This window comes from Amycolatopsis sp. DG1A-15b (assembly GCF_030285645.1).
Lineage (GTDB): Bacteria > Actinomycetota > Actinomycetes > Mycobacteriales > Pseudonocardiaceae > Amycolatopsis.
In genome coordinates this window covers 8,404,147-8,429,850 of the sequence record NZ_CP127296.1, presented here as the reverse complement: position 1 = coordinate 8,429,850, position 25,704 = coordinate 8,404,147, and the positions used below count along the sequence as shown (strand labels likewise).

Here is a 25,704-nt window from a genome sequence, read left to right as displayed (position 1 = left end):
GTTGCACGGTCAGTCGCGCCAGATGGAGGTCAGCGGCAAGGCGGGCGATGTCGAGGTCGGCGTACCGGAAGTGGCGGAGGTCGCCGGCGGCACGGTGACCTCGACGACGCTGGTGGTGGTCGTCGCCGGCGGCGTCTCGACCGAGGTGACGGTGGCGGGCGGCGCGGACTCGGTGACCGTAACGGGCACCGCGGAAACGGTCCTGGTCGGCGGCGGATCGGGGGTCTCGGCGGTGCGCGGAGCCGGCCGCCCGGCAACGAGCACGGCGGCCACCAGCAATCCGGTGGCGAAGCCCGCGAGGCCGGTGACCGCGGCGGAGCCCCAGGTAGGTCGGCCACTCATCCGGCACCCCCTCGCCACGCGCAGCGCAGGTACGAGGACTAACTCGCGTTGATCTTACGTCGTGTTACCCGATGTGCGCCTAGAGCGGACACGACTCAACTTTATTGCGCCGGATGTGCGCATGTGCCAGCTTGGAACGATGGGGGTACTGGGGAACCCGGACTTCCGGCGCCTCTGGCTCGCCGACCTCGCGAGCCAGGTGGGCAGCCGGATCGACGTCTTGGCGGTGCCGTTGCTCGCGGTCACCGCGCTCGGCGCGCCGGTCTTCGAGGTCTCCCTGCTGCGGACCGCGCAAACGCTGCCGTACCTGGTGCTCGGGCTGCAGGTCGGCGCCTGGTGCGACCGGATTCGCCACCGCCCGGTGCTCATCGCCGCGGACGCCGGGCGGGCCCTGCTGATCGCCTCGGTCCCGGTCGCCGCGCTGTTCGGCGTGCTCGGCATGGCCCAGCTGCTCGCCGTGGTCCTCGCGGTCGGCGTGCTCGGCGTCTTCTTCGACGTCGCCCACCAGACCTACGTCCCGCAGCTGGTGGCGCCCGAGCAGCTGCCGGAAGCCAACGCCCGACTCCAGACGAACCGGGCGATGGCGGCGGTCGCGGGCCCCGGCCTCGCCGGGGTGATCGTCCAGGCGCTCGGCGTGGCGGCGGCGCTGGTCGTCGACGTCGTCAGCTACCTGTGGTCGGCCCTCTGGCTGCGCCGGATCGAGAAGCCCGATACGCGGCCCGCACCGCGGGAGCGGCGGCTGCTGCGCGAGATCGGCGAAGGGCTGCGACTGGTCCGCGGCGACCGCGTCCTGCTGGCGATCAGCGCGCACGGCGCGGTGTCGAGCTTCTTCCAGTCGGCCCACCTGGCGATCGTGGTCGTCTTCCTCGCCCGCGACCTCGGGCTCTCGCCCTGGGTGATCGGGGTGCTCGGCACCGCGTCGCTGACCGGCGCCGTCACCGCCGGGTTCACCGCGCGGTGGCTCGGCGACCGGATCGGCCAGGCCCGCGCACTCTGGGGTGCGGCGGTGCTGTTCGGCGCGGCGTACCAGCTCTACCCGTTCACCGGCCACGACTGGGCGCTCACCTGCTACGTCCTCGCCGGCTTCTTCACCAGCTACAGCGTGATCGTGCTGAGCGTCTTCGGCGTGAGCTTCCAGCAGGCCGTCACACCGCCGGAGCTGCTGGGCCGGGTCAACGCGATCTCGCAGACACTGGTGTACGGCGTCGCGCCGCTCGGCAGCCTGCTCGGCGGCACGCTGGCCGGCACGATCGGCATGCGGGCGACGCTGCACGTCGCGGCGGCCGGGGTGCTGGCCTCGGCGGCGATCATGGTGTGGTCGCCGCTGCGGAAGCTGCGTGACCTGACGCCCGCAGACCGTCGATGACCACCCGGACCAGGTGCGCGCTCCCCGGCGCGCACCGCTCGACGGCGAGGCAGCCGACGATGAGCGCGCGCAGGTCGTCGCCGTCGATGTCGGGGCGGACCGCGCCGGCGGCCTGTGCGCGAGCGAGCAGTTCGGCGAACGCGGCGCGGAACTCGTCGCCGGCACCGGCCTTGAAGGCGTGCCCGCCGGACTCGGCCAGGGCGTCGCAGATCGCCCGGTTGAGTGACGCCTGCTTGATGACGCGGACGAAGTAGTCGACGAAGACTTCGCCGGGGTCTTCGGCGGTGGCGAGCGCGCGGGCTTCCTCGGCGAACTGCTGGATCCGCTCGAGGACGACGGCCTGGAACAGGGCTTCCTTGCTCGGGAAGTGCCGGTAGACGGTGCCGGCCCCGACCCCGGCGAGCCGGGCGATGTCATCGAGCGGCACAGCGAGCCCGTCGAGCGCGAAGGCCTCTTCGGCGGCGGCCAGCACCTTGGCCCGGTTGCGCCGCGCGTCGGCGCGCATCTTCTCCATCACGTCTCCTCGTTGACAACCGGAACGTTCACTCCGTATCGTCGCAAGCGGGTCCACCGTTCCGATTCAACGCCCAGTCTTCCAGGAGAATTCCGATGCCGCGCACCGTGCCCGAAATCGCCGACCTGGTCCGCGCCGGGCTGTCCACCTTGGACGCCACGCCGTTCGCCTCGCTCATCGCCGCCGGCGCGGTGTACGAGGTGCCGTTCCTGGGACACCGGATCGAAGGCCGCGACGCCGTAGTGGCGACGTTGCTGGCCGGAGGGGTCAGGGCGCGGGCGGCCGGGCTGACGGAGGCCCAGGTCACGACCACGCTCACGGACTCGGGGTTCGTGGTGGAACTGGTGGTCTCCGGCCCGGGAGTCGAGTTCCCGTCGTCGGTGGGGATCCTGACGGTCTCGAACGGCGAGATCACGTCGTACCGCGACTACCCGGACACTTCGGCGGCTTCGAGGTTCACGCGATCGGTGTTCGACCGGTTCCTCGCCGCCTCGGTGGAGAACCGCTGGGACGACCTCGCCGACCTCTACGCCGAAGACGTCACCCTTGAGATGCCCTTCACCCTCCCAGGCATGCCCAGCGTGACGAAGGGCCGCGAAGAGCTACGCCGCCGCTTCCGCGCAGCCGGCGAGTCACGGCGGATCACCAAAGCCGACAACGTCGTGGTCCACGAGACAACCGACCCCTCGGTGCTGGTGGCGGAGTTCGACTTGCACCAGGAAGTCCGCGGGACGACGTTCGCCGCTTCCTACGTCATGGTCCTGACCGTCCAAAACGGCCTGATCACCCACTCGCGCGACTACACCGACACCGCCGCGGCGGCCGAGCGGATCAAGGCGTGGTCGCCTGCTGGCTCGACGGCGGGATGAACAGCCGCTCGAAGGTGCTCACCGTGTGCTCCCACACCCCCGGCACCAGCAGCACCCCCAGCAGCGCGAACACCGGAAAGATCAGCCGCTTCTCGACCTTCTTGCCGGTCCGGAAGCGCAGCACCTTCGGCGGCCGGATCTCGTACCACGTCTCGCCGGCGATCGGGATCGGGAACAGGAACGGGCACCCGGCTTCCGTCAACGCGTCACCCAGGCAGTGGGTCAGGCACCCGGCCGCGACCGCGATGCCGAGCCAGCCCGAAATGGACGCCAGTTCACCCGCCCGATCGGGGGGAGCCGTGAAGAACCACCACGCCACCGCGGCTCCGCTCACCGGGAGGAGCCAGTCGCCCAGGGCGCCTTCGGCCAGCATCAGCCCGAAGACGACCACGCCCACCACGGCCCAGGGGCCGCCTTCGGTGGTGCCCCACGACGTCAGCAGGCCCAGGCCGGCCGCGAACAAGACGGTGTGGGACAGGTGGCGGTGCTTGCCGGAAACCTTCTCGTCCCGCGGGCCCTTCGTCAGCGCGTAGAAACCCGCCGAGACGCGGCGCAGCAGCCACGACAACGCGCCCGTCAGCCAGCCGAGGAGGCGGGACGCGCTCGCTCCGGGGTGGTCGAGGTCCGGCAGCAGGGCGAAGCCCGCCGTGGTCGCCGCGAAGACGACCGCCTGGTGCACCGAACCCGCCCCCACCGCGGGCGCCAGGGCCAAGCCCGCGCACCAGCCGGTCAGGGCATGCGTCCGCCCCATCATCGTGCCGCCCCCAGGATCCGCGGAACCAGTCCGCGGAACCGTAGCGGGCGGTCAGCTGTGGGGGTCCTCCGACACGCTCAGGTGTTCGGCCACGCCGGTGAGCTCGATCACGCGGCTCACCGCGGGGCTGGGGACGACCGCGAGTTCGACGTCCTGCTCGCCGGCCTGGCGTTGTGCGCGGAGCACCACGTTCAGCGCGGAGGAATCGAAGAAGGTCACCCCGGTCAGATCGGCCACGACCCGCTGCGCGCGCTTGTCCGCGATCAGCCCTGCGAGGGCTTCTTGCAGCTGCGGACTGGTCAGCAGGTCGAGCTCGCCGGTGACCACCACCCTGGGTTCCGTCGCGTCGGTGTCCAGCGTGATGCCGAACCCGGGCGGGGTGGCGTTCTGGTCGGCTGCGGGCATGCAGTTTCTCCTCGTCAGGCGCTGCTCCTGCGCCGGGTACGCGCCTGTTGTCTCAAGCGGCAACCGTGTCACCGTGCCTTCCCAAGCTCGCGCCGGGCACGGTCAAGGCAACTCCGGGGCCAACCCTAACCCAGGAAGCGACCGCGCCCGCCACGGCCGCCGCCCTTTCGCGTGTACTGCTCACCGGCGATCAAATCCTGCCTGCTCAGCGCTCTGCTCAGTGCGCACTCATGGTCTTCCGCGCCGCCCTGCGCTGGCGCAGGAAGAGCTGCCGCCGTTCGATCTCCCCGAGGCCGCCCCAGATGCCGTACGGCTCCTGTACGGTCATCGCGTGCTTGCGGCATTGGGCCAGGACGGGGCAGGCCTGGCAGATGGCCTTCGCCCGCGCCTCCCGCCGCTCCCGCGCCGAACCCCGCTCGTTGTCCGTGTGGAAGAAAAGGCTGCTGTCCGCACCCCGGCACGAGCCGCGCAGCTGCCATTCCCACTCTTCAGCAACCACGTTGGGCAGCCGGCTCACGTCAGCCATGTCGTCCCCGCCTTTCCCAGGATCTCCCGTGTCGAGCGCTACATGCCCGCCGGTGGAGCGGATCAAACCCGGGTTTGGTTTGCTCACACCACGGGCATCTCGCTGACCGGGCGTGGCAGACACCGCCGATCCCCGGCAGCGCGAGTGCGGAGAAAGGAACAAACGTGGAGGACAACGCCCCGCTCGTCCCGGAAGGCGCGCAGGTGATCGAGGTGCGGACAGCCGCGATCCCGCACGTCGTGCCCACGCTGCGGACCATCGTGGCCGACATCGCGATGCGCCAGGACTTCGACCTCGACGCCGTCGAGGACCTCCGGATGGCTGTGGACGAAGCCTGCTCGCTGCTGCTCCCCGCCAGCTCGGACGGACGGCTCACGTGCGTCTTCTCCTGGAGCGGGCCGCGCATCGAGGTCTCCGTGTCGGTGCTGGCCGACAGCGCCGAGCACGAGGACGACGCCGGCCTGTCGTGGCAGCTGCTGACCGCCCTCGCGACGACGGCGGAGCGCACGATCACCCCGGAGAACGGCCGCTACCTGTCCCGGGTGGACCTCGTCCGGGAAAGCCAGGCGACGGACTCGTGAGCGATCCCGCCGGGAGCAGCGGGAGCGACCTGGACGTCGGCGCGCTGTTCACCCACCTCGCTGCCCTCCCGAAGGACTCGCCCGAGCGCGAACGCATCCGCGACACCCTCGTGCGCGCGCACCTGGAGCTGGCGCGGAACCTGGCCCGGAAGTTCCGCAACCGCGACGAGGCGATGGAGGACCTGGTCCAGATCGCCACCGTCGGGCTCATCCACGCCGTCGACCGGTTCGACCCCGCGCAGGGGACGGACTTCCTGGCGTTCGCCGTGCCCACCATCTCCGGCGAGCTGCGGCACCACTTCCGCGACAACAGCTGGTCGGTGCGGGTGCCGCGGCGGCTCAAGGAGCTGAACGCGAACATCTCCGCCGCGCGCGAAGAGCTCACCGTGCAGCTCTCGCGCGCCCCGAAGCCGAGTGAGATCGCCGCCCGGCTCGGGGTGCCCATCGAGGACGTCTACGAGGGCCTCCGCGCCGGCCAAGGCCGCTACGGCGCCTCGCTGGACCACCTGCTGGAGAACGCGGCGCACACGCGCTTCGGGGCGCCGGACGCCGAGCTCGGCCAAGCCGAGCTGCGCGAGGCGCTGCGCCCGATGCTGGAGAGCCTGCCGGAGCGGGAGCGCAAGATCGTCGCGCTGCGGTTCGGCTCGGGGATGAGCCAGTCGGACATCGCCCGCCGCGTCGGGGTGTCCCAGATGCAGGTGTCGCGGCTGCTGGCCGCGACGCTGAAGAAACTGCGGTCCGGCCTGGACGAATCCGAGCTGGCCGACGGCACCTGATTAGCCGCTCAGCCGCTTGGGTACTTGCCGGGCGGTACCGAACTCACTGGGAGGGGGACCGGATGACGAGGTCGAAGACGCCGCCGTGCACCGCCGCGGCCGTCGCCCCGCTGAGGGTGCTCCTCCCGGCCGACGTCACGGCGCCGGCGCTGGCCCGGCACGAGGTCCGGGCGGCGCTGCTCCGGCTCGGCCTGCAGGAGCGGCAGTGCGACGACGTCCTGCTGGCGACCTCGGAGCTGGTGACCAACGCCTTCGAGCACGGCGAACGGCCCCAGCGGCTCGAGCTGGAGTGCGCCGACGGGCGGCTGACGCTGCGGGTGCACGACACCGGCCGGATGCTGCCCGAGCTGCGGGCGCCGTCCCCGGCCGAGGCCCGCAGCCGCGGGCTCGTCCTGGTCCAGGCGCTGTCGCTGGACTGGGGGTTCGAACGCTGCCCCGGCGGCAAGTACGTCTGGGCGATCTTCCAGCTGCCGGACGTCTGATCACCGCAGCTCGCGCGCGGCGCCGCTCTCGCTGATCCGCTGCCGGAACGGCTTGCGCTCCAGGGCCTCGGCGATGGCGTCCAGCAGGGCGCGCAGCGAGTACGGCAGCTCGGCTTCCAGCGCCTCCATCGCTTCGGTCGTCGCCGTCCACTCCGCCTCGATCAGCGGCAGCAGCTCGCGCGTCCGGGCGGTGAGCGAAACGATCCTCTGCCGGGCGTCGGCGCCCGGCTCGAGGCTGACGAACCCGGCCCGGTGCATCTGCGCGACGGTCTGGCTGGCCGCCGAGTGCGTCACGCGCATCTCTTCGGCCAGGTCGCGGATGGCCAGCGGGCCCCGCAGGAGCAGTGCTCGCACCACCGGCGAGTACCGCGGCCGGTAGCCGTCGAGGCCGATGTCGGCCAGGAACCGCGCGACGTCGCCGTCGAGGATCTCGAGGACGTGCCGCATCCGGGTCCCCAGCCCCTCCGGACCCGAAGTCATGGCCATGACGGCCGATCATAGGCGCCGGTCGTGTGCTTGGATCGCGACATGGAGAACCGGAAGATCGCCCGCCTGGGCCGCGAGGTGTCCGTCGTCGGGCTCGGCTGCTGGCAGCTCGGGGCGGACTGGGGCGAGGTCGACGAGAACGACGCGCTGGGCGTGCTGCACGCGGCGGCCGACAACGGTGTCACCTTCTTCGACACCGCCGACGTCTACGGCGACGGCCGCAGCGAGCGGCTGGTCGGCCGGTTCCTCGCCGAGCGCGGGGACGTCTTCGTGGCGACCAAGATGGGCCGCCGGGTCGAGCAGGTGCCGGAGAACTACGTCGCCGCGAACTTCCGCGAGTGGAACGACCGGTCGCGCCGCAACCTCGGCGTCGACACGCTCGACCTGGTCCAGCTGCACTGCCCGCCGACACCGGTGTACTCCTCCGACGCGGTGTACGACGCGCTCGACGCCATGGTCGCCGAAGGCCGGATCAAGGCGTACGGCGTGAGCGTCGAGACGTGCGAAGAGGCGCTGACAGCGCTGGCGCGGCCGAACGTCGCCTCGGTGCAGATCATCCTCAACTGCCTGCGGCTCAAGCCGCTGGAGCGGGTGCTGCCCGCGGCGGCCGAGGCGGGCGCCGGGATCATCGCGCGGGTGCCGCTGGCCTCCGGCCTGCTGTCCGGGCGCTACACCGCGCAGACGACCTTCGCCGAGAACGACCACCGCAACTACAACCGCCACGGCGACGCGTTCGACGTCGGCGAGACGTTCTCCGGCGTGCCGTACGAGGTCGGGCTGGAGGCCGTCGAACGGCTGCGCGGGCTCGTGCCGTCCGGCCAGACGCTCGCCCAGTTCGCGCTGCGCTGGATCATCGACCAGCCGGGCGTCAGCACGGTGATCCCGGGCGCCCGCAACGCCGGGCAGGCGCGGGCGAACACCGCGGCGGCCGCACTGCCACCGCTGTCCGCCGAGGCGGCCGCCGGCGTCCGCGAAACCTACGACGAGCTCATCCGGCCGCTGGTGCACGACCGCTGGTAGGCCCGGCATGATGGGCCGATGATGACGCCCGAAGAGCTCCTGACCACCACCAGGACCGTCCGCAAGCGGCTCGACTTCGAGCGCCCGGTGCCGCTCGACCTGGTCAAGCACTGCGTTCAGGTCGCACTCCAGGCGCCGAGCGGCTCGAACACGCAGCGGTGGCAGTGGCTGGTCGTCACCGACGCGGGCCAGCGGGCCGCGCTCGGGGCGATCTACCGCCGGGCGTGCCACGAGTACCTCGAGTCCCCGGCCGCCGCCGGCAAGCTGTTCGCGGACGACCCGGCACGGGCCCAGGTGCAGCAGCGCGTCGGCGACAGCGTCGCGTACCTGGCCGACCGGATGGGTGACGTCCCGGTGCTGGTGGTCCCCTGCCTGGAGACGCCGTCCTCGGAACTGCCCGCCGGCAACCAGGCGGGGCTGTGGGCGTCGCTGCTGCCGGCGGCGTGGAGCTACATGCTGGCGGCCCGCTCGGTGACCCTGGGCACGGCGTGGACGACGCTGCACCTGAAGTACGAGCAGGAGGCGGCGGAGGTGCTGGAATTGCCGAAGAACGTGCACCAGGCCGCGTTGATCCCGACCGCGTTCTACACGGGCGAGACGTTCAAGCCGGCGGCGCGGCAGCCGCTCGAGGAGGTCCTGCACCTCGACCGCTGGTGACCACCCGCGAAAGCCCGTGCCATCCGGGGCTCTGCCCCGCGCCGGGGGCTCCGCCACCCGGACCCCCGTGAAAGCCTCCTTGCCGGGGCAGATGGGGACGTCGGCAAGGAGGCCTTCACGGCCTTTCGGCGGCCGGGTGGTCTACCGGACGGTGAGAGTGAGCCGCTGGATGCCCCAGGCGTCGGCCTGGGCGCCGGGCAGCCAGACGTCGACGATGTCGTCTTTGATCCAGCTGCCGATGTCGGCCGCGTAGCACTCGCCGTAGCCGGGCACGGAGAACCGCGTGCCCCACGGGACGAGCCGGGCGTCGACGGCGCAGAAGCCCGGCCCGGCCTGGTAGCCGAGCGCGGTCTGGGCGACGTCGTTGTAGGCCGTGACGCGGTAGTTCAACGTGGTGCCGGCGGGGATGCGGTAGGCCGCGAGCCGGTTCGCGGCGTCGAGGCGGTAGGCGGTCGAGATCTGGCCGAGCGAGCCCGGGGAGTTGTCCTCCGCCGTCATCGCGTACAGCTGGTAGTTCGCGTTCTGGCAGGGGCTCGCGTCGGTCACCGTGAGCGTCGGCTGGCCCCAGTCGCTGATCCACTGCAGGGCTTGACCGTTGCGGAAAGCGCGGTAGGCCTTCGCGCCGGCGACCCGGGCGAACGTGAAACCGACCTTGCCGTCGGTCCCCAGTCCCCCGCTGACCGAACCGGGCGCGGGCAGGCGGTTGCCGACGTCGGCCGCGCCGACGAGCGTGCCGGGGCCGTGCCCGCCGGTGACCGGGCGGTCGGGGATCGGGCCGGTGTAGAAGTGCTGGCACGCGGGCAGCGTCGCGGCTGAGGCCGCTGGAGCAACGAGGAGGCTGCCGGCGGCGAAGGCCGTCAGGGCGAGGGCGTGCGCGAAACGCATGACGGGGGGAAACCTCCGTGGTGGGGACCGGGTGGAGGTGACGCAAGCGGGTTCGCCGCTGGTCAAGACCGTAAGTGGCCTGGACCACACAGTCAATAGGTCTAGACCTTTAACCGCCGATCGGCCCAGTCAGAGGTAGCTCACCAGCCGGTCGGCCAGCGCGCCCGGGTGGCTGAGCGGCACGCAGTGCGGGCCGTCGAGCTCGTCCGGCTCGATCCCGAGGCGTTCGCGCGCCACCCGCCGCTGGAAGTCCGGGACGAAGAACCGGTCGTCGCGGGCCAAGAGCACGCGAGTCGGAACCTCCGGATGGGCCGGCAGCGGCCACGGCTCGTCCCACTCCTTGCTGACCTGCTCGCGCCCGTGCGCCTGGCACGCCTCGGCGAGCTCCGCCGGGACACCGTTGAAGAACTGCTCGGTCTCGGTCAGGCCCTTCGGCGACGCGAAGCCCGTGTTGCCCCACCACTGTCCCGGCTGCTCCCCCGGCGCCGGGATCATCCCGGCCAGGTACACCAGCAGCCGCGCCCGGGCCTGCGCCGCGACCAGCGGCGCGGTGAACCCGCCGTACGAATGGCCGACGACGGCGACGTCCGTGCGGTCGCCCAGCGCGGCCAGCACCGTCTCCGTGAACTCGGCCAGCCCGGCCGTGGAGTCGGTGATCGGCAGGTCGGGGGCGACCGCGTCGTGCCCGCGAGCCTCGAGCTCCGGGATGAGCAGGTGGAAGTCCCAGCCGCTGCCGCCGCCTCCGTGGATCAGCGCGAAAGTCGTCACACGCGCCAGCTCAGCAGCGGCGCAACATGTCGGTCAAGGCGGTTTTCTCGGCCTGCGTGATGGTGAGCCCGTAGTAGTGCTTCACGACGATCCAGTCGGTCGCGTAGGTGCACCAGAACGCCACCAGCGGCGGCTTCCACTCGTCGGGCGCCTTGTCGCTCTTCTGCTGGTTGACGTTGTCGGTGACGGCGAACAGCTGCGGCCGGGTGAGGTCGTTGGCGAACTGCTCGCGCTTCTCGGTCGTCCACGACTTCGCGCCACTCGCCCACGCCTGCCCGAGCGGGACCATGTGGTCGATGTCGAGGTCGGTGGCCTTCGTCCAGGTCTCTTCGTCGTAGACGCTGGTCCACGTCCCGGACGTCGGCTTGCAGTCCTTGTCGGTCCGGACGTCCTTGCCGTCGCGCTTGAGGACGACTTCGCGGGTGTCGCAGCCGGACCCCTGGCTGTCCCAGTGGGGAACTTCTCGCGCGAATAGCCGTCCATGGACGTCCGCGCGGCGATGGCCAGCTCGTCGAGCTGCTTCTGCGCGTCGGCCGCGCTGACCGGCACCGGCGCACCCGACGTCGGCGGAGCCGCGCCCGCGCCTCTCGTCGCCCAGTACCCGAAGAGGGCGACGGCCAGGACGACGACTACCAGCAGGGTTCGCTGCGTCACGCTCAGGCGAAAGCTCCGGGCCGCCACGATTTTCTCCTCTCACCTGCGCGGTCGCGCGGCGTAGTGTCACCTCTGCCGACGTGGGACAACCGCGCCGACACGATGACCTGGCGCGAATGTGACCTCGCCCACCCACGGCGGAGCTGTCACACGGAGCCGATCTTCTGCGACTACCGGAGCAGGACCCATCCGGAGGGAGCAGCCGATGCCCGGCCGGCTCAAGAAGTTCGACGAGTTCTTCCAGCGCAAAGCCGCGGAAGGCGGCAACGTCGTCGCCATGGCCCGGATGGGCGCGGCGATGCGCGAGCGCGGAGAGCTGCCCGAGGCCGAGTCGTGGTACCGCAGGGCCGCCATGGGCGGTGACCGCGTTTCGATGACGGCACTGGCCCACCTCCTCGCCGAACGCGGCGCGCAGGAGGAGGCCGACCGCTGGTACCACGAGGCCGCCCTGGCCGGCGAGCCGCACGGGATGCAGCACCTCGCCAAGTCCTGCGAGCGGCGCGGCAAGCGCGACGACGCCCGGCACTGGTACGGCGAGGCGGCCCGGGCCGGCGACCTGCCTTCGATGGCCGCGCTGGGGCGTTTGCTGCGCGAAGACGGGAAGGGCGAAGAGGCCGAGTCGTGGCTGCGCCAGGCCGCCGAAGCGGGCTTCACCGGCGCGATGATCGACCTGGGCGTCGTGCTGCGCGACCGTGGCCAGGCCGCCGAGGCGGCCCGCTGGTGGCGGTCCGCCGTGCAGGCCGGCGACCTGGCGGCCACCTGCCAGCTCGGCAGGCAGGCCGAACGGCTCGGCCGGCCGGGCGACGCCGAATCGTGGTACCGCCGGGGGGCGAGCGGCGGCCACGTCGAGGCGATCACCCGCCTCGGGCTGCTGCTGCACCGCCGCGGCGACGTCGAAGAGGCCGAGACCTGGTACCTCGACGCCGCCGAGCGCGGCGACCCGGCGGCGATGACCAACCTCGGCGTGCTGGCCCGCAACCGCGGCGACGAGGGCGAAGCCGCCGCCTGGTACCGCAAGGCCGCCGAGCACGGCAGCATCCCGGCGCTCACCAACCTCGGCCACCTCGCCGAGCACCGCGAGGACCTGGCGGTCGCCGAGCAGTGGTTCCGCCGCGCCGCCGAGGTCGGGGACGTCCAGGGCATGCTCAGCCTGGCGCGTATGCTGCGGGCGCGGGGTGCCGCCCACGAGGCCGAACTGTGGCTTGCTCGGGCCGAAACGGTGCAGGATGAGCGAGAGCATCAGCACTAGCTATTGTGTGATCCAATTCACAGTTCTAGCCTGAGGGCGCACCCCCGGAGGTTGCGCAATGAGGCCACGTGTCCTGGTCGCGAGTATCGGCAACGTCTTCCTGCACGACGACGGCTTCGGTGTCGAAGTGATCAGGGAACTGGACCGGGCGGGCCTGCCCCCGTGGGTGCAGATCGCCGACTACGACATCGCCACGGTCCACCTGGCGTACGACCTGACCGGCGGCTACGACACGACGATCCTGCTCGACGCGACCCCGCACGGCGGCCCACCGGGCACGCTGTCCCTCACCTCGGCGACCGACGCGCACGACCTGCCCGGCGACGCGGTCGTCCGTCTCCTCCGCCTCCTGGGCGGCGACGCGGGCCGGGTCCTGGTGCTGGGCTGCGAACCGGCGTGCGTCGACGGCGGGATCGGGCTGTCCCCCGCGGTCGGGGCCGCGGTTCCGGCCGCGGTGCGCGTGGTCACCGAACTGGCGTGGGGCGCGAGCCCGGAACTGCCGGTCAGGGAGAAGACCGAAGTGTGATCAGTTTCCTGTGCGACGAAGCTCGGCGAAAGCAGCCCTGAAGGCGCCCTTGAGTTGCTCGGGAGCACAGAACGAGACAGGCCCCACCAAGGTGTGACCGGTGCTCAACGTCGCAACCATCTCACTGGGCGCCACCACGAAGGCGGCACCGAGATCGATCATGCTCGTGCGTGCCTCGGTGAGATAAGCGAGTGCTTGACTGTAACCGCTCCGAAGGTATTTGTGATCCTTGCTGTACTTGCATTCGATGATGAGCGCACGACGGCTTTCCTCGTTGATGAGCATGATGTCGGGGCTCTTCGCTTGGCCCGGGCGCAGCAGCCCTTTCGTGGCCGCAACATAGGGCTCAACCTGGCCGTATCTCGTCCACAAAGCTCCAGCTTCAAACCACAGGTACCAAGTTTGTCCACTGAACACCAGCTCGTAGGCAGCTCCGCTGGCGCCACCATGAAGCGGCCGCAGACTGACCGGTCGATATCCGTCCGACTTCAGCGACGTGAGGACGAGGCCGAAGACGCCCAGGTGGAAGAGCGCCGAGGCCAGTTCTTCGTCCGGCACGATCTGCGCTTTGGCCAGAGCAATGAGATCCGGACCTTCTTCCTGGCGAAGCAGGTCGGCCAGATCAGCGACGATTCGCCACCTCGGCCCGGATCTACGGAGATCCTTGATAGTGGCTACGTCCGGCAGAGTTGGCTCGACTTGCTGCAGCTCGGGCCGCGTCACGAGTTCGTCGAGCACTTCCAACTGCTTTTCGACAAGCGGCTTCTTTCGACGCAGATCGTTGTAACGCGAATCGCGATACACCAGGAGCATGCGTTCGACCGTCCACCTAAGTGCACTCAGCAACGCCTCGTCGGAAGTCCGCTGTCGAGTGCGTCCGACGAACTCGCGGGGCGGCCAGCCGGTCCGCCGGGTTGCGGCCCAATCGATCCGGCCCTGCGGCTCGGGGCCCGCAGCCGGAGAGACCCGTGAGTGAACCGGAATGATCGCCAACCAGTCACGCAATCGGACCGGCATGCGCTGCAGACTTTCCCCACAGTTCTCGAAGAGTACGCGATGGGCGCGCCGCTCGACGTCGCGCTTCGTCCACCGGCTGAATTCGTCGTTCCCCAGCACTGCGGCCAGCCCAGCGAAAAGGTCACCCTTTCCCGACCAGCTGTGGAAGAGTTCTCGCACCCCCTCCCACGGGATCGACAAAGTAGGTTGGTCGGTGTGCTGCGCCGTCACCGCAACTCACGAAGTCGACTGTTGACCCATCCCCACTCCTCGCCGAGGACGTCTTCTCGACTCAGGCGTTCTCCAAGCCGATCCAGGTCATCACCGAGCACAGCCAGCCAAGTACCCATACTGCTCAAGTAGGCTTCGGCGACGAGTTGCGCCAACGGCACGTCCCCGTCATCACGCCTCCCCGCCGCAACGTACTGGGGGATGGACAGCAGCGCGGCTGGCCCCATCGACTCGTGCCCCACCTCGGTGTGAGAGCGGTAAATTTCGGACAGAATCGACGCCAGGGTCGACCTTTCCGGTTCGGCCAGAACCGGCCCAACGTCGTCCAGGCGTACTTGCAGCGCCCGGTTGAAGGCGTCGACTTCCGGTACCGGCACAGGAATGTGATCGAACCGCCGTCCCAAGGCTTGCCCGAAGCGGAAGACCCGCTGTGCGTCCACGGCGTTGTACGTCCCCAGAAGTCGCCAGTCGGTGCCAGCCAGGTAGGTGATCGGGCCACCGGCCGCACCGCCGCGCCGCAAGCGGCTCGCTCCGATGACCTGGCTGTGCGGCGTGTCGGCCCAGCCCAACATGATCTTGCTGGCTCCCGGCTCGAGGCTCGCGCGGCCCACCTCGACCGTTTGGCCGGACAACCAGGTGAACAACCCCGCAAAGATGCGATCGAGATCCGCGCGGTTCGCCTCGTCCAAGATCAGCCATCGATCTCGGTGGATGGCCTCCAACACGTGCCCGGGGCTGAAGCGAAGCCGCCCGAGGTCATCCACGGTGTCGCCACCGACCAGTTCCCGGACGGTCCAAGACTCATCGGGAGTGACCAGCATCGGCTTGCGAAGCCGAGTCAGCCCGTGGGCTGAAGGGTCCTTGCTGATGGCAGCGACCAATTCCGCGAGCAAGTGTGTCTTCCCCGTACCCGGTGGGCCCACGAGCATCACCGCGGGTCGCGACCGAACGGAAACCTTGAGCATCCGCCGAACGCGTTCGTCGAGCTCGAGCCGGTATTTGGGTTCGACGATCGGTGAGACCTCTTCAGCCTCGATACCGAGGAACTCGCTCAGCACCGATGCCGTGACCTCACCCTCTGCGTTGTAGCCCAGCCAGACAACCTCCCACCCCGTCGCCTTCCACCCGAAGACCAGACCGACGGAAACACGCTCAGGGGGCGGCGCGACCAACAGCTCCCAGAACTCCTCGGACACCGCCGCAACCCTGTCGTCGGCGCGCAGGTCCACCAATGCGACCCCCAGCACGGTGTCCGTCAGCTGCCCGGTCTTCCGAAACTGCTCGACGAGCTCCCCGTCCCCGGTCACACGGACAGCGACGACCTTGTCGATCGGCAACGAGTCCGCATTCGTCGCGAGAAGCACTTCGAGCTGGCGTAGTCCCTCGCCGGGCTCGTCGTGGTCAGCATCAGCCAGGCCGATTTCCGCAAGCTCGTCCACCAGCCGCTGCGGCAGTTCCGTCATGGCAGTCAACCGTACTGGCGTGGTGACACCGAATGGTGAAGACACACCAGGTCACTGTTCTCACGCCCAGACAGGGAACGACACGCTCTCCAGATGCCGCGCGAAGCGCGTGTACGCACACTTCGCGCGGCTACACTCCGTCGCTGAAGACACGGAGGGGTGAGTTGGACGAAAGACAGCTCATAACCGAGCTGAAGACGCTCCGCGTAGCTCAAGTCGGAGGGCAGCGTGCTCCGCACAAACCCCTCCTGTTGCTCTGGCTCCTACACATATTCGTCAAGCGACGTAGGTGGGACACCACGTATGACGAAGCTGAGGCACCCGTCGGCAGCCTCATCAGCAAGTACACCCCCGGCGCCGCCGAGGCCACCGACTTGGCCGCCAACCCGTTCATCCGCCTGGAGCGCTCGATCTGGGAACTCCGGGACTCGACCGGTACTGCGATTGCCAGCAGCCCCTCACGAAGCGGCTCATGGCTCAAGACTCGCGGCGCACATGGCCACCTGCGCACTGAGGTCGCTCAGCTCCTGAACGACCCGAGAACCCTGGTCGCCGCGATCGAGGCGCTCCTGCAGGAGTACTTCACACCGGACGTCGCCGCGGGTGTCCGCACCGAACTCGGCCTCGACCTCGTGTTCAGCGCACCTGCCTCCTCGCTGCGGCGGCTCAGCCTCTCCGTCAGCAAGCGAGTCGATCTGCCTGAAGAATCGACCACTTTTCGTCGCCAGTTCCACCTGCCCGAGAACTACGAGAACCTGAACTATGACACCCGGCTGCGGTGGCAGGCTCTCATGTGGTTGGTCCAGGTCCGTGCAACCAACGACAACCGCATCCCGTCGAGCCAGCTGAGCCTCTTCGAGTTCGAAGGCAAGAGGATTGCTCTGGCAGACAGGCAGCGCGGCATCCGAAAGCCCAAGGAGCTGGAGGCCGCGTTATCGATCAAGACCACTTACACGCGAAAGCACCGGTCGCGGCCTTACGAAGACGGCATGATCCGCGATCGACTGCATCGTTACAAGTACGCAGGCGATGATCACGAACTTCTTCACGAACGTCGCCCTGCGCCACGCCTACGAACAGAAACGACCTTTGATCTACTTCGTCGGCATCGCCAGCGGCATCTACGAGGCCCGGTTTCCCTGGTGGATCGTCGCAGACCAGCCGGAGGAGCTCCAAGTGGTCGTCAGCCCTGACCCGCCCGAGGGCACCGACCCGATCTGGGACCCCTGGGTTCGGCGTGGCCGCCACGCTACCGGCTAGCGGGTACGGCCAAGTCAAGCTCCGGCCCACTCCACCAGGTCCGGCAGGTCCGGCGGCTGCCTCAGCGCGTCCAGCACCACGTTCACGCCCGCGCGCAACGGCGTCCCCCGGCGGACGACCGCCGCGATCGTGCGGGTCACCGGCGTCGCCAGCTCGCGCGTGGCCACGCGGTACCGGCGGTCGACCGCCAGCCCGGGCAGCAGCGCGATCGACAAGCCGGCTTCGACGTGCTGCAGCGTCATCAGGTAGTTGCTGAAGCGGCACACCACCCGTGGCTCGAAGCCCGATTCGCGGCACAGGCGCAGCGTCAGGTTCGCCATGTACGACTGCGGCATGTCCAGCGCCCACGGCGCGTCCGCGTACGCCGACAGGACCGCCGGGCCGCGGGGTCCCTCCGGCGGCGTCACCAGCACGATCGGGTCCGTCGCCAGCGGGACGATGTCGAGGTCCGGGCCGAGCGGGAGCTCGACGAAGTCGGTCGTGGTGATGATGACGTCGGCGTCGCCGCCGCGCAGGGCCGGGATGCTCTCGTGCGGCTCCAGCTCCAGCAGCTGGACCTCGAGGTGCGGGTGCGCCAGCCGGGTCACCGCCGGGACGGCCAGGGTGTGGATCGCGCTCTGGAACGCCCCCAGCCGGACCAGACCGGCCGGCTCCTCGCCGAGGCTGCGCAGCTCCGCCTCGACCGTGTCCATGTGGTCGAGGATCACCCGCGCCCGCCGGGCGAGCATCAACCCGGCCGGCGTGAGCCGGACCCGGCGGCCGGTGCGTTCCAGCAGCTGGGTGCGGGTTTCGGCTTCGAGCACGGCCAGCTGCTGCGACACGCTCGACGCGCTCAGGTTGGCGTCCTGCGCCACCGCGCGGACCGTGCCCAGGGTGTCGAGGCGGCTCAGCAGCCGCAGGCGCCACGGGTTCAGCATCCCGCCATTGTTGTTCGGCAAAACCGAACAAGAAAGCCGGAATAGTGAGATGGACGTGTCGCTCGACGCGGACTTACCGTCACCCTATGGCTGAATCCTTCTGGGCCGACGTCGACCGGCACCTCGTGCGTTACGGCGGCGCCTTCACCCGCGAGATCATCGACCACGCCGAAGGCAGTTTCCTCTTCACCGAGGACGGCCGCCGGATCCTCGACTTCACGTCCGGCCAGATGAGCGCGATCCTCGGGCACGCGCACCCGGAGATCGTCGAGACCGTCCGGCGGCAGGTGGGGAAGCTCGACCACCTGTTCAGCGGCATGCTGAGCCGCCCGGTCGTCGACCTGGCCCGGCGGCTCGCCGAGACGCTGCCGGCGCCGCTGGAGAAGGCCCTGCTGCTGACCACGGGCGCGGAGTCGAACGAGGCTGCCGTCCGGATGGCCAAGCTCGTCACCGGCAAGCACGAGATCGTCTCCTTCGCCCGCTCCTGGCACGGGATGACGCAGGCGGCGGCGAGCGCGACGTACAGCGCGGGCCGTCGCGGTTACGGGCCGGCCGCGCCGGGCAACTTCGCCATCCCGGCGCCGAACGCGTACCGCCCGGACTTCACCGACGCGTCCGGTTCGCTCGATTGGCGTCGCCAGCTGGACTTCGGGTTCGAGCTGATCGACGCGCAGTCGGTCGGCAGCCTGGCCGCGTGCCTGGTCGAGCCGATCCTGAGTTCGGGCGGCATCATCGAGCCGCCGCCGGGCTACTTCGCCGCGCTGGCCGAGAAGTGCCGTGAGCGCGGGATGCTGCTGATCCTCGACGAAGCCCAGACGGGGTTGTGCCGCACGGGGAACTGGTACGCGTTCGAGCGCGACGGCATCGTCCCCGACATCCTGACGCTGTCGAAGACGCTCGGCGCCGGCCTGCCGCTGGCCGCGGTGCTGACGAGCGCCGCCATCGAGCAGGAGGCGCACGACCGCGGGTTCCTGTTCTTCACAACGCACGTGTCGGACCCGCTCCCGGCGGCGGTCGGCAACACGGTGCTGGACGTCCTGATCCGCGACCGCCTCGACGAGCGGGCGCGTTCGCTGGGCTCGTCGCTGCGCCGGGGCCTGGAGGAGATCGCCGCCGGCCACGAGGTGGTCGGCGACATCCGCGGCCGCGGCCTGCTGGCCGGGCTGGAACTGGTGGTGGACCGCGAGACCACGCGGAGTTCGGACGAGCTGGGCGCGCGGGTCACGCAGCGGTGTCTCGAACTGGGGCTGCACATGAACATCGTGCAGCTGCCGGGGATGGGCGGGGTGTTTCGGATCGCGCCGCCGCTGACGGCGTCCGAAGAGGAGATCGCGCTGGGCCTGTCTATTTTGGACCAGGCGATCGGTGACGCGGTGAAGCTGCTTTGAGCGACCCGGCGGTCGTGCTCGTCACGGGCATCCCGGCGGCCGGGAAGTCGACGATCGCGCAGCTGCTCGCCGAGCGGCTGCCGCGGTCGGTGCACATCCGCGGCGACGTCTTCCGCCGCATGGTGGTCGGCGGCCGTGCGGAGATGACGCCTTCGCCATCGCCGGAAGCGCTGCGCCAGCTGCGGCTGCGACACCGCCTGACGGCGGTCGCGTGCGACGAGTACGCCGGAGAAGGCTTCACGGTGGTGGCTCAAGACGTGATCCTCGGCGAGCACCTCGCGCAGATCGTCGACCTCATCACCCACCGGCCGCTGCTCGTGGTGGTCCTGGCACCGCGGCCGGAGGCGGTCGCCGAGCGGGAGCGGGCCCGCTCGAAAAACGCGTACGACGAGTGGACGATCACGCTGCTGGACAAAAGGCTGCGTGAGGAAACGCCGAGGTGGGGGCTGTGGCTCGACACCTCGGAGCAGGCACCCGGCGAAACGGTGGCCGAGATCCTCGACCGGGCCTGGACCGAAGCCCGCGTTCCCTGAAACCACGAAGGCCTCCTTGCCGGCCCGGGGAGCCGGCAAGGAGGCCGCTTCACGACAGCGTCAGAAGCCCGCTGTCACCTTCGTGAAGTCCCAGTCGTTCTGGGCGATGCCGCTGCACGCCGACTGGACGCCGCCGCCGGGGCAGCCCCGGTCGCGGTTGACCGACCAGAACGCCAGGCGGGCGATCTTGTTCGACTTGGCCCAGTTCGTGATCTGGGTCCACGTCGACAGGTCCGTCAGCTCCTGCTGGTCGGACAGGCCGTTCATCCCCGAGATGCCCAGGTGGGCGTACGCGGTGGCGTCGGACCAGCCGAACGTCGACTTCAGCTTGTCGCGCAAGCCGTTCGCCGCGCTCACCGTGCTGTTGTACATGTTCGCGCCGCCGCCGAAGTCGAACGGCATGATCGTGAACACGTCCACGTTCGCGCCCAGGGCCTTCGACTGGTCGATGAGCCGGTTGCCGTAGTAGTTCGGGCCGGTCGTCGACGTGCCGAACGTCAGGATCGTCTGGATGCCCGGGTTGTTCTGCTTGACGATCTTCAGCGCGCCCAGGATCCGGTCCTGCACGGCCTCGTTCTCGAACTCGTCGGAGTTCTCGATGTCGATGTCGATCGCCTTCAGCCCGTACGCGTTGATCACCTGCTGGTAGGCGCCCGCCAGCGCGGCGGACGTCGAGCAGTTCGGGCCGAGCTTGTTGCCGCTCCAGCCGCCGAACGACGGGACGACCTGGCCGCCCGCCGCCTTGATCTGCGAAATGGCGGTGGCGTCGGCGCTACCGGAGAGCGGACGGCTGCTGTCCCACGCCGGGTTGCAGCCACCGCTGGCGTTGATGAACGCCATCGTGAACCACTTGATCCCGGTCGCGTTCATCACCGTCTGCGGGTTCGGCGGGCTGCCCCAGCCCAGGTACAGGTACGGCGCGCCGCGGCCACCCGGCGGGGGCGGTGTCGTGGTGGTCGGCGGGGTCGTCGTCGTAGGCGGCGTCGTGGTCGTGGGGGGTGTGCCCCCGGCCGCACACGACCCACCGTTGAGCTTGCAGTTCGACGGCGCGACGTACGAACCGGAGTACGCCACGTTGAAGCCGAAGCTGGCACTACCGCCGTTGGCGACGTTGCCGTTCCACGTGTTCTTCACCGTGACGTGCTGGCCGGACGCCGTGTAGCTGCCGTCCCACAGCGACGAGATCTTCGCGCCCGAAGGCAGGTCGAACTCGACGGTCCAGGTGGCGAGCGTCGAGCCCGAGCCGTTGGCGATCGTGTACTTGCCCTCGTACCCGGTGCCCCAGTCGGAGCCCTTCGAGAAGGTCGCGGACACGCCGCCCGCCGCGTTCGCCGGGGCGATCACGAACATCGCGCCGATCGTGGCGGCCGCGGCCGCCAGCCCGAGTGCGGGCAACCACCGGCGCCTCATGACAGGCCGTTCTTCATCGCGGTGATGAGCTCGCCGCCCGTGGTGTCACCGGTCAGCTCCCAGAAGAAGGCGCCGCCGAGACCCTGCTGCTTGGCGTAGGACATCTTCCCGTTGATGGTCGCGGGGGTGTCGTAGCTCCACCAGTTGCTGCCGCACTTCGCGTACGCGGTGCCCGCGAAGGTGCCGGTCGACGGGCAGGTGTTCTTGAGGACCTTGTAGTCCTCGATGCCCTGCTCGTACGTGCCCGGCGCGGGACCGGTCGCGGTGCCGCCAGGGGCGTCCTGCGTGACGCCGGTCCAGCCGCGGCCGTAGAACCCGATGCCCAGCAGCAGCTTGCCCGCCGGGACGCCCTTGCTCTTCAGCTTCTGGATCGCGGCGTCGGAGTAGAAGCCCGGCGTGGGGATGCCGCTGAAGTTGGTCAACGGCGAGTGCGGAGCGGTCGGCCCCTGCGCGGCCCAGGCGCCGAAGTAGTCGTAGGTCATCACGTTGTACCAGTCGACGTACTGCGCGGCGCCGCCGTAGTCGGCGACGTCGAGCTTCCCGCCGTTGCTGCCGTCGGCGGTGATCGCCGAGGTGATCAGGAACGACGAGCCGAACTTCGCCCGCAGCGCGCCCATCAGGTTCTTGTAGGCCGCGGCACCGCTGGTGTCACAGGAAAGGCCGCAGGAGTTGGGGTACTCCCAGTCGATGTCGATGCCGTCCCAGATGTCCGCCCAGCGCGGGTCCTTGAGCAGGTTGTAGCAGGACTGCGCGAACGCGGCCGCGTTCTGCGACGCCTGGCCGAAGCCGCCCGAGTAGGTCCAGCCGCCGAACGACCAGATCACCTTGAGGCCCGGGTGCAGCTTCTTGAGCTTGCGCAGCTGGTTGAAGTTGCCGGCCACCGGCTGGTCCCAGGTGTCGGCGACGCCGTCGACGCTGCCCGCGGCGTCGTAGGTCTTCTGGTAGTCGGCGTACGGGTCGTCGTTCGCCGTGCACTGGCCGTTCTTGACGTTGCCGAACGCGTAGTTGATGTGCGTCAGCTTGCTCGCCGAGCCCGAGGTCTCGATGTTCTTGACGTGGTAGTTGCGCCCGTAGACGCCCCACTGCACGAAGTAGCCGACGTTCTTCAGGCCGCCCGGCGGGGGCGGCGTGGTCGTCGTCGGCGGAGTGGTGGGCGTGGTCGGCGTCGTCGGGGTGGTGGTCGGCTGCGTCGGCGTCGTCGGCGTGGTGGTCGGGGTGCCGCCGCCGGCGTCGCAGGAGCCGCCGTTCAGCTTGCAGTTCGCCGGGGCCGAGTAGGTGCCGGAGTAGCTGACGTTGAAGCCGAAGCTGGCACTGCCGCCGTTGCCGACGTTGCCGTTCCAGGTGTTCTTGACGGTGACGTGCTGACCGGACGCGGTGTAGCTGCCGTCCCACAGCGACCCGATCTTCGCGCCGGACGGCAGGTCGAACTCGACCGTCCAGCTCGGCAGCGTCGAGCCGGAGCCGTTGTTGATCGTGTACTTGCCCTCGTACCCCGTGCCCCAGTCGGAGCCCTTGCTGAAGGTGGCGCCGACGCCACCGGCGGCGCTCGCCGGCACGGTGACGAGGCCGACCGCGATCGCGCCGACCGCGGTGAAGAGACCGAGGAGGTGCCATCTCTTTCTGGACATCGCTCTCCTTTGAGCCAGGTGCAGGACGGCGGACACCGACACCGCCGGCGGGGACCAGGGCGGTGTTTTGCGCCGTTTGCGCAAACGTTACGTGGTCCAGACCAATTAGGGAAGCGTCACCACGGAGCGTGGCCAGTGGTCAAGACCAATGCTGGACACGGCCGCCGTACTGGTCCAGACCGGTTACCCAGCGCACACGAGCGGCTGCGGGGCCGGGTCAGCCGCCGCCCGGGCCGAGCACCGCGAGCCCCAGCGGCGTGATGAGGTGGGTGGCCAGGTTTTCGTGCCGGTCGGTGGTGATGAGGCCCGCGTCGCGCAGGACGTTCGTGTGGTGGCTGACGGTCGCCGGAGCGACGCCGGCCTGTCTCGCCAGCCGGGTGGTGGTGCAGCCGGTGACGGCCGACCGCAGGATCGTGGCCCGGGTGGCGCCGAGCAGCGCGCTCACGTGGTCGCCGCCGCGCCGGCCGGCCAGCAGCCGGGCCCCGGCGTGGAGCGGGACCACCAGGACCGGGGGCAACCGGGGATCCGCCAGCGCCACCGGGTGGTGCACACCGAAGTAGCTGGGGATCAGCACCAGGCCACGGCCCGCCAGGAACAGGTCGCGGTCGATCGGGTAGTCGACGGTGAGCACCGGTGGCCCCCAGCGGGTGGCGGGGCCGAGCCACCCCAGCAGTCCTTCGGGCCCGGCGTGCAGGTAGCGCTGGACCCCGGCGGCACACCCGATGCGCAGGGCCTGCTCGATCACGTCAAGGTGCGGCTCGACCAGGCACCGGAAGTACACGCGCAGCGCCCGCTCGAGGTGCCGCAACGCGGCCGCCTTCCCGTCGGCCAGCTCCTCGAGCCACGTCTTCGCCGCCCCACCGGCCGGCCGCAGCCGCCGGATCTCGGCCCGCAAGCGCCGCCGCGGCGTCGCCAGGACCAGTTCGGCACCGGTCCCGATGTCGGGCACCGCGGCGGACGGCGTCAGGAAGTCCGGGAAGTAGGAGGCGTGCGGCGCCACCGTCACCAGGGAATGCACGGCCGCCCGCAGGCAGCCGTCCTCGCCGACCCGTTCGCGCACGCGCCGCCGCCACGAACCGAAGGACAACCCGCCGGCGGCGTACTGCAGAGCCTGAACGCTGCCGACGACCTCCCACATCAGGTCGGCTTCCAGTTTCAGCCGCGTCCGCGCGAGATCGGCGTCGGTGAAGTGGATGCGCAAGTGCGGCACGTCGTCCCCCCGGACTCTGGAAGCACACTTCCCGCGGACAAGTGCCGCGAAGGGGGCGTCCAAGTACGTGCGTCAGCCGGTGGGAGCAATCGCCGGCGGTCAGGTCGCCTTCCCACCGCCCGGCGATCGGCTCGCCTTCCACTGGGCCCACAGCACGTCGCCGAAGTTCTGCCACTTCTCGAACCGCTCGTCCGGTCCCGCCGGGGCCAGGGGGTCGAGCGTGCCGACCCTGGCCGCCGGGCCGGCGGTACGCGGTGGGACGGCGGCCTGGCGCTGGAGTTCGTCCCGGAACTCCGCCCAGATCGTCTTGGCCTTCGCCTTCATGTCGTTCTCCACGTTGTCGAGGAGCCTGAACACCAAGTAGAGACAGTTGCTGGACGAGAAGTCCTGCGCGAAGGCCTGCTGCAGGTCGAGCCAGCCGACATTGCCGCCGAACATGGTGTCCATGGCCCGGTTCAGGCCGCTCCCCAGCCACGTGGCGGACAACCCGGAGGCCGGCACATCGATCGCGCGCACGCTGGCCTCCCGGTCCGCCAAAGTGGTTTGGCTCGCGTAGAAGGTGGCCACCACATCCCTGAACTCGGCGAAGTCGGTGGCCCGCTGGGCCGGCTTGACCGCGGTGAGCTGGTCTTTGACAAGGGTGATCACGGCCTTCCGCACGTTCGACTCTGCGGCGGCGGTCAGCTTTGTCAGCAGCTTGTCGATGGCCGGGGGGATTTCCGGCAGGACGGTCTTGTAGGTGTTCGTGTAGTAGACCAGTCCCTCGGTCGCTTTCAGCGCTCCGCTCCAGCCCTCGCCCGGGACGCTGGTCCGAGAGGTTCGGAGGCGGTTGGCCACTTCGGCACCGTAGGCCGCGCCGTCGGCGGCCTTGCTTTTCCCGCCGCCGCAGGCCACGAACTTGAACGCCGTGTCCTTCTTCAGCTGCCGCCGGTCCTCGGAGACTTCGGTGACGAATTCCTCCGGGGTGAGGTTGCCCAGCCCCGCCCGGTTGCCGTGGCCGTAGAAAACCGAAGCTTCGGTGGTGGGGGCCGGCGGGAAGACCCACGAGTGTTCCCATCCGTGCTTTCCGCCCGCACCGCCGGCGCCCTTGGCGGTCAGCGATCCTTCGATCTCGTCGACCTCGGCGTTGCCCACCATGTTCCGCATGCCCTGGCCGTAGGGGTTGGGCATGCGCACCATCAGCCGTTGCACGGGCACCGCCGGCTCGGCCCGCCCGAGCATCGCGAGCACGGCCTGGTTCCCGGCGAGCCGTTGCCAGCCCAGGAGCTGGTGGGCCGGCGTTCCGTCCGCAGCCCGGGCGGCGGGCCGTTTCGGCGCGTGTTCCGGCTGGGGTTCGGCGTGTTCTTCCACGGGCATCGGCTTTCCGGCCGGGAGGCGGGCCTGCGGCCCCGAGCAGGCTTCTCTGCCTGCACACGGTCAGAAACTACCGGCGACAACCCGTGGCCCGGCAGTTCCACACGGGCATGAATCACTGCCCGTCGGGGCGCTCCCCTCGCGGGCCGGAAATCACAACAGGCCCAGTTCCTCTCGAAAGAGGAACTGGGCCTGTTGCTTTTGCTGTCTCAACCAGACGTGCGCCCGAAGGGATTCGAACCCCTGACCTTCTGATCCGTAGTCAGATGCTCTATCCAGCTGAGCTACGGGCGCGTGTTCAGTTGTAACCTAGCACCCGGCGAACCGGGCGCCAGCGGAGGCTCCGGGATTTGAACCCGGGAGGGGGGGTTACCCCCAACCGCATTAGCAGTGCGGCGCCATAGACCAGACTAGGCGAAGCCTCCTGGGCCCAACGACCACTGCTCAGATAGGTT

The 25,704-nt window shown here is 69.9% G+C and carries 27 protein-coding genes, 2 tRNA genes and 1 pseudogene; 12 read left to right on the top strand and 18 right to left on the bottom strand.

Annotated elements, in window-relative coordinates:
• Positions 1-9: 9 nt before the first annotated feature.
• Complete coding sequence (locus tag QRY02_RS39075) at positions 10-342, bottom strand: hypothetical protein (RefSeq protein WP_285987764.1); 333 nt, start codon at positions 340-342, stop codon at positions 10-12.
• A 139-nt stretch (positions 343-481) separates the two neighbouring features.
• On the opposite strand from QRY02_RS39075, the gene QRY02_RS39070 reads away from it, so the two are divergent.
• Positions 482-1,708, top strand: coding sequence for an MFS transporter (locus QRY02_RS39070; RefSeq protein WP_285987763.1), 1,227 nt, complete (start codon positions 482-484; stop codon positions 1,706-1,708).
• On the opposite strand, the gene QRY02_RS39065 is transcribed toward QRY02_RS39070, so the two are convergent.
• Complete coding sequence (locus tag QRY02_RS39065; RefSeq protein ID WP_285987762.1) at positions 1,650-2,222, bottom strand: TetR/AcrR family transcriptional regulator; 573 nt, start codon at positions 2,220-2,222, stop codon at positions 1,650-1,652. The genes QRY02_RS39070 and QRY02_RS39065 overlap by 59 nt on opposite strands.
• Before the next feature lie 95 nt (positions 2,223-2,317).
• On the opposite strand from QRY02_RS39065, the gene QRY02_RS39060 reads away from it, so the two are divergent.
• Positions 2,318-3,091, top strand: a complete 774-nt coding sequence (locus QRY02_RS39060; protein WP_285987761.1) for a nuclear transport factor 2 family protein — start codon at positions 2,318-2,320, stop codon at positions 3,089-3,091.
• Here QRY02_RS39060 and QRY02_RS39055 read toward each other — a convergent pair.
• The 3 genes from QRY02_RS39055 to QRY02_RS39045 form a co-directional block, all read right to left on the bottom strand.
• Positions 3,054-3,842 (bottom strand): metal-dependent hydrolase, encoded by a 789-nt coding sequence (locus QRY02_RS39055; protein WP_285994050.1) that lies wholly within the window; start codon positions 3,840-3,842, stop codon positions 3,054-3,056. The two genes, QRY02_RS39060 and QRY02_RS39055, sit on opposite strands and share 38 nt — an antisense overlap.
• 54 nt (positions 3,843-3,896) lie before the next feature.
• Positions 3,897-4,250 (bottom strand): STAS domain-containing protein, encoded by a 354-nt coding sequence (locus QRY02_RS39050; protein WP_285987760.1) that lies wholly within the window; start codon positions 4,248-4,250, stop codon positions 3,897-3,899.
• Between the two features lie 217 nt (positions 4,251-4,467).
• Positions 4,468-4,776, bottom strand: coding sequence for a WhiB family transcriptional regulator (locus QRY02_RS39045; RefSeq protein ID WP_013222241.1), 309 nt, complete (start codon positions 4,774-4,776; stop codon positions 4,468-4,470).
• 164 nt (positions 4,777-4,940) lie between these two features.
• On the opposite strand from QRY02_RS39045, the gene QRY02_RS39040 reads away from it, so the two are divergent.
• From QRY02_RS39040 to QRY02_RS39030, 3 genes are all read left to right on the top strand, one after another.
• Positions 4,941-5,357 carry an ATP-binding protein gene (locus QRY02_RS39040; protein WP_285987759.1) on the top strand — a complete coding sequence of 139 codons (417 nt, stop codon included), beginning with the start codon at positions 4,941-4,943 and terminating at the stop codon, positions 5,355-5,357.
• Positions 5,354-6,133 (top strand): SigB/SigF/SigG family RNA polymerase sigma factor, encoded by a 780-nt coding sequence (locus tag QRY02_RS39035; RefSeq protein WP_285987758.1) that lies wholly within the window; start codon positions 5,354-5,356, stop codon positions 6,131-6,133. The genes QRY02_RS39040 and QRY02_RS39035 overlap by 4 nt, the downstream gene beginning before the upstream one ends.
• Positions 6,134-6,195: 62 nt before the next feature.
• Positions 6,196-6,615: an ATP-binding protein gene (locus QRY02_RS39030; RefSeq protein ID WP_285987757.1), complete on the top strand. Its 420-nt coding sequence runs from the start codon at positions 6,196-6,198 to the stop codon at positions 6,613-6,615.
• Here the strand turns inward: QRY02_RS39030 and QRY02_RS39025 are convergent, their stop codons facing one another.
• Entirely contained in the window at positions 6,616-7,095 is a 480-nt protein-coding gene (locus QRY02_RS39025) for a MarR family winged helix-turn-helix transcriptional regulator (RefSeq protein ID WP_502874297.1), read from the bottom strand.
• 48 nt (positions 7,096-7,143) lie between these two features.
• On the opposite strand from QRY02_RS39025, the gene QRY02_RS39020 reads away from it, so the two are divergent.
• Together QRY02_RS39020 and QRY02_RS39015 are read left to right on the top strand one after the other, a co-directional pair.
• Positions 7,144-8,121, top strand: a complete 978-nt coding sequence (locus QRY02_RS39020) for an aldo/keto reductase (RefSeq protein WP_285987755.1) — start codon at positions 7,144-7,146, stop codon at positions 8,119-8,121.
• Positions 8,122-8,139: 18 nt separating this feature from the next.
• Positions 8,140-8,778: a nitroreductase family protein gene (locus QRY02_RS39015; RefSeq protein WP_285987754.1), complete on the top strand. Its 639-nt coding sequence runs from the start codon at positions 8,140-8,142 to the stop codon at positions 8,776-8,778.
• 141 nt (positions 8,779-8,919) lie between these two features.
• Here QRY02_RS39015 and QRY02_RS39010 read toward each other — a convergent pair whose 3' ends face one another.
• The 3 genes and pseudogenes from QRY02_RS39010 to QRY02_RS39000 all read right to left on the bottom strand — a co-directional run bounded on the left by QRY02_RS39010 (position 8,920) and on the right by QRY02_RS39000 (position 11,112).
• Positions 8,920-9,663 carry a 3D domain-containing protein gene (locus tag QRY02_RS39010; RefSeq protein WP_285987753.1) on the bottom strand — a complete coding sequence of 248 codons (744 nt, stop codon included), beginning with the start codon at positions 9,661-9,663 and terminating at the stop codon, positions 8,920-8,922.
• Positions 9,664-9,792: 129 nt separating this feature from the next.
• Positions 9,793-10,431 (bottom strand): alpha/beta fold hydrolase, encoded by a 639-nt coding sequence (locus tag QRY02_RS39005; protein WP_285987752.1) that lies wholly within the window; start codon positions 10,429-10,431, stop codon positions 9,793-9,795.
• Positions 10,432-10,441: 10 nt separating this feature from the next.
• Positions 10,442-11,112 (bottom strand): annotated as a pseudogene (locus QRY02_RS39000) (HNH endonuclease family protein).
• 178 nt (positions 11,113-11,290) lie between these two features.
• Here QRY02_RS39000 and QRY02_RS38995 point away from each other — a divergent pair.
• Both QRY02_RS38995 and QRY02_RS38990 read left to right on the top strand, forming a co-directional pair.
• Positions 11,291-12,334: an SEL1-like repeat protein gene (locus tag QRY02_RS38995; RefSeq protein WP_285987751.1), complete on the top strand. Its 1,044-nt coding sequence runs from the start codon at positions 11,291-11,293 to the stop codon at positions 12,332-12,334.
• A gap of 58 nt (positions 12,335-12,392) precedes the next feature.
• On the top strand, positions 12,393-12,860 hold the full coding sequence (locus QRY02_RS38990; RefSeq protein WP_285987750.1) for a hydrogenase maturation protease: 468 nt from the start codon (positions 12,393-12,395) through the stop codon (positions 12,858-12,860).
• Here the strand turns inward: QRY02_RS38990 and QRY02_RS38985 are convergent, their stop codons facing one another.
• Both QRY02_RS38985 and QRY02_RS38980 read right to left on the bottom strand, forming a co-directional pair.
• Positions 12,861-14,087 (bottom strand): hypothetical protein, encoded by a 1,227-nt coding sequence (locus tag QRY02_RS38985; RefSeq protein ID WP_285987749.1) that lies wholly within the window; start codon positions 14,085-14,087, stop codon positions 12,861-12,863. It lies immediately after the preceding gene.
• Complete coding sequence (locus QRY02_RS38980) at positions 14,084-15,550, bottom strand: AAA family ATPase (RefSeq protein ID WP_285987748.1); 1,467 nt, start codon at positions 15,548-15,550, stop codon at positions 14,084-14,086. Before QRY02_RS38980 ends, QRY02_RS38985 begins: the two co-directional genes overlap by 4 nt.
• A 164-nt stretch (positions 15,551-15,714) precedes the next feature.
• Between QRY02_RS38980 and QRY02_RS38975 the strand changes: the two genes are divergently transcribed.
• Positions 15,715-16,743 (top strand): phosphorothioated DNA-binding restriction endonuclease family protein, encoded by a 1,029-nt coding sequence (locus QRY02_RS38975; protein WP_285987747.1) that lies wholly within the window; start codon positions 15,715-15,717, stop codon positions 16,741-16,743.
• 81 nt (positions 16,744-16,824) lie between these two features.
• On the opposite strand, the gene QRY02_RS38970 is transcribed toward QRY02_RS38975, so the two are convergent.
• The gene (locus QRY02_RS38970) at positions 16,825-17,727 is read right to left on the bottom strand and encodes a LysR family transcriptional regulator (RefSeq protein ID WP_285987746.1); all 903 of its coding nucleotides are present in this window, start codon (positions 17,725-17,727) and stop codon (positions 16,825-16,827) included.
• 86 nt (positions 17,728-17,813) lie between these two features.
• Between QRY02_RS38970 and QRY02_RS38965 the strand changes: the two genes are divergently transcribed.
• Together QRY02_RS38965 and QRY02_RS38960 are read left to right on the top strand one after the other, a co-directional pair.
• Positions 17,814-19,115 carry an aspartate aminotransferase family protein gene (locus tag QRY02_RS38965; protein ID WP_285987745.1) on the top strand — a complete coding sequence of 434 codons (1,302 nt, stop codon included), beginning with the start codon at positions 17,814-17,816 and terminating at the stop codon, positions 19,113-19,115.
• Complete coding sequence (locus tag QRY02_RS38960) at positions 19,112-19,648, top strand: AAA family ATPase (protein WP_285987744.1); 537 nt, start codon at positions 19,112-19,114, stop codon at positions 19,646-19,648. Before QRY02_RS38965 ends, QRY02_RS38960 begins: the two co-directional genes overlap by 4 nt.
• Positions 19,649-19,708: 60 nt before the next feature.
• Here QRY02_RS38960 and QRY02_RS38955 read toward each other — a convergent pair whose 3' ends face one another.
• The 6 genes from QRY02_RS38955 to QRY02_RS38930 form a co-directional block, all read right to left on the bottom strand.
• The gene (locus QRY02_RS38955; RefSeq protein ID WP_285987743.1) at positions 19,709-21,058 is read right to left on the bottom strand and encodes a cellulose binding domain-containing protein; all 1,350 of its coding nucleotides are present in this window, start codon (positions 21,056-21,058) and stop codon (positions 19,709-19,711) included.
• The gene (locus QRY02_RS38950; protein WP_285987742.1) at positions 21,055-22,686 is read right to left on the bottom strand and encodes a glycosyl hydrolase family 18 protein; all 1,632 of its coding nucleotides are present in this window, start codon (positions 22,684-22,686) and stop codon (positions 21,055-21,057) included. The genes QRY02_RS38955 and QRY02_RS38950 overlap by 4 nt, the downstream gene beginning before the upstream one ends.
• Positions 22,687-22,903: 217 nt before the next feature.
• Complete coding sequence (locus tag QRY02_RS38945; protein ID WP_285987741.1) at positions 22,904-23,896, bottom strand: ArsR/SmtB family transcription factor; 993 nt, start codon at positions 23,894-23,896, stop codon at positions 22,904-22,906.
• Positions 23,897-23,995: 99 nt separating this feature from the next.
• Positions 23,996-25,252, bottom strand: coding sequence for a hypothetical protein (locus tag QRY02_RS38940; protein ID WP_285987740.1), 1,257 nt, complete (start codon positions 25,250-25,252; stop codon positions 23,996-23,998).
• A 217-nt stretch (positions 25,253-25,469) separates the two neighbouring features.
• Positions 25,470-25,543, bottom strand: a tRNA-Arg gene (locus QRY02_RS38935).
• A 41-nt stretch (positions 25,544-25,584) separates the two neighbouring features.
• A tRNA-Ser gene (locus QRY02_RS38930) sits at positions 25,585-25,674 on the bottom strand.
• Between the last annotated feature and the right edge of the window lie 30 nt (positions 25,675-25,704).

Bases quoted from the DNA above. Each gene is read 5' to 3' on its own strand.
- QRY02_RS39075 (WP_285987764.1), bottom strand. From the start codon at position 342: ATGAGTGGCCGACCTACCTGGGGCTCCGCCGCGGTCACCGGCCTCGCG.
- QRY02_RS39070 (WP_285987763.1), top strand. From the start codon at position 482: ATGGGGGTACTGGGGAACCCGGACTTCCGGCGCCTCTGGCTCGCCGAC.
- QRY02_RS39065 (WP_285987762.1), bottom strand. From the start codon at position 2,222: ATGGAGAAGATGCGCGCCGACGCGCGGCGCAACCGGGCCAAGGTGCTG.
- QRY02_RS39060 (WP_285987761.1), top strand. From the start codon at position 2,318: ATGCCGCGCACCGTGCCCGAAATCGCCGACCTGGTCCGCGCCGGGCTG.
- QRY02_RS39055 (WP_285994050.1), bottom strand. From the start codon at position 3,842: ATGGGGCGGACGCATGCCCTGACCGGCTGGTGCGCGGGCTTGGCCCTG.
- QRY02_RS39050 (WP_285987760.1), bottom strand. From the start codon at position 4,250: ATGCCCGCAGCCGACCAGAACGCCACCCCGCCCGGGTTCGGCATCACG.
- QRY02_RS39045 (WP_013222241.1), bottom strand. From the start codon at position 4,776: ATGGCTGACGTGAGCCGGCTGCCCAACGTGGTTGCTGAAGAGTGGGAA.
- QRY02_RS39030 (WP_285987757.1), top strand. From the start codon at position 6,196: ATGACGAGGTCGAAGACGCCGCCGTGCACCGCCGCGGCCGTCGCCCCG.
- QRY02_RS39025 (WP_502874297.1), bottom strand. From the start codon at position 7,095: ATGACTTCGGGTCCGGAGGGGCTGGGGACCCGGATGCGGCACGTCCTC.
- QRY02_RS39020 (WP_285987755.1), top strand. From the start codon at position 7,144: ATGGAGAACCGGAAGATCGCCCGCCTGGGCCGCGAGGTGTCCGTCGTC.
- QRY02_RS39015 (WP_285987754.1), top strand. From the start codon at position 8,140: ATGATGACGCCCGAAGAGCTCCTGACCACCACCAGGACCGTCCGCAAG.
- QRY02_RS39010 (WP_285987753.1), bottom strand. From the start codon at position 9,663: ATGCGTTTCGCGCACGCCCTCGCCCTGACGGCCTTCGCCGCCGGCAGC.
- QRY02_RS38995 (WP_285987751.1), top strand. From the start codon at position 11,291: ATGCCCGGCCGGCTCAAGAAGTTCGACGAGTTCTTCCAGCGCAAAGCC.
- QRY02_RS38990 (WP_285987750.1), top strand. From the start codon at position 12,393: ATGAGGCCACGTGTCCTGGTCGCGAGTATCGGCAACGTCTTCCTGCAC.
- QRY02_RS38980 (WP_285987748.1), bottom strand. From the start codon at position 15,550: ATGACGGAACTGCCGCAGCGGCTGGTGGACGAGCTTGCGGAAATCGGC.
- QRY02_RS38970 (WP_285987746.1), bottom strand. From the start codon at position 17,727: ATGCTGAACCCGTGGCGCCTGCGGCTGCTGAGCCGCCTCGACACCCTG.
- QRY02_RS38965 (WP_285987745.1), top strand. From the start codon at position 17,814: ATGGCTGAATCCTTCTGGGCCGACGTCGACCGGCACCTCGTGCGTTAC.
- QRY02_RS38955 (WP_285987743.1), bottom strand. From the start codon at position 21,058: ATGAGGCGCCGGTGGTTGCCCGCACTCGGGCTGGCGGCCGCGGCCGCC.
- QRY02_RS38950 (WP_285987742.1), bottom strand. From the start codon at position 22,686: ATGTCCAGAAAGAGATGGCACCTCCTCGGTCTCTTCACCGCGGTCGGC.
- QRY02_RS38940 (WP_285987740.1), bottom strand. From the start codon at position 25,252: ATGCCCGTGGAAGAACACGCCGAACCCCAGCCGGAACACGCGCCGAAA.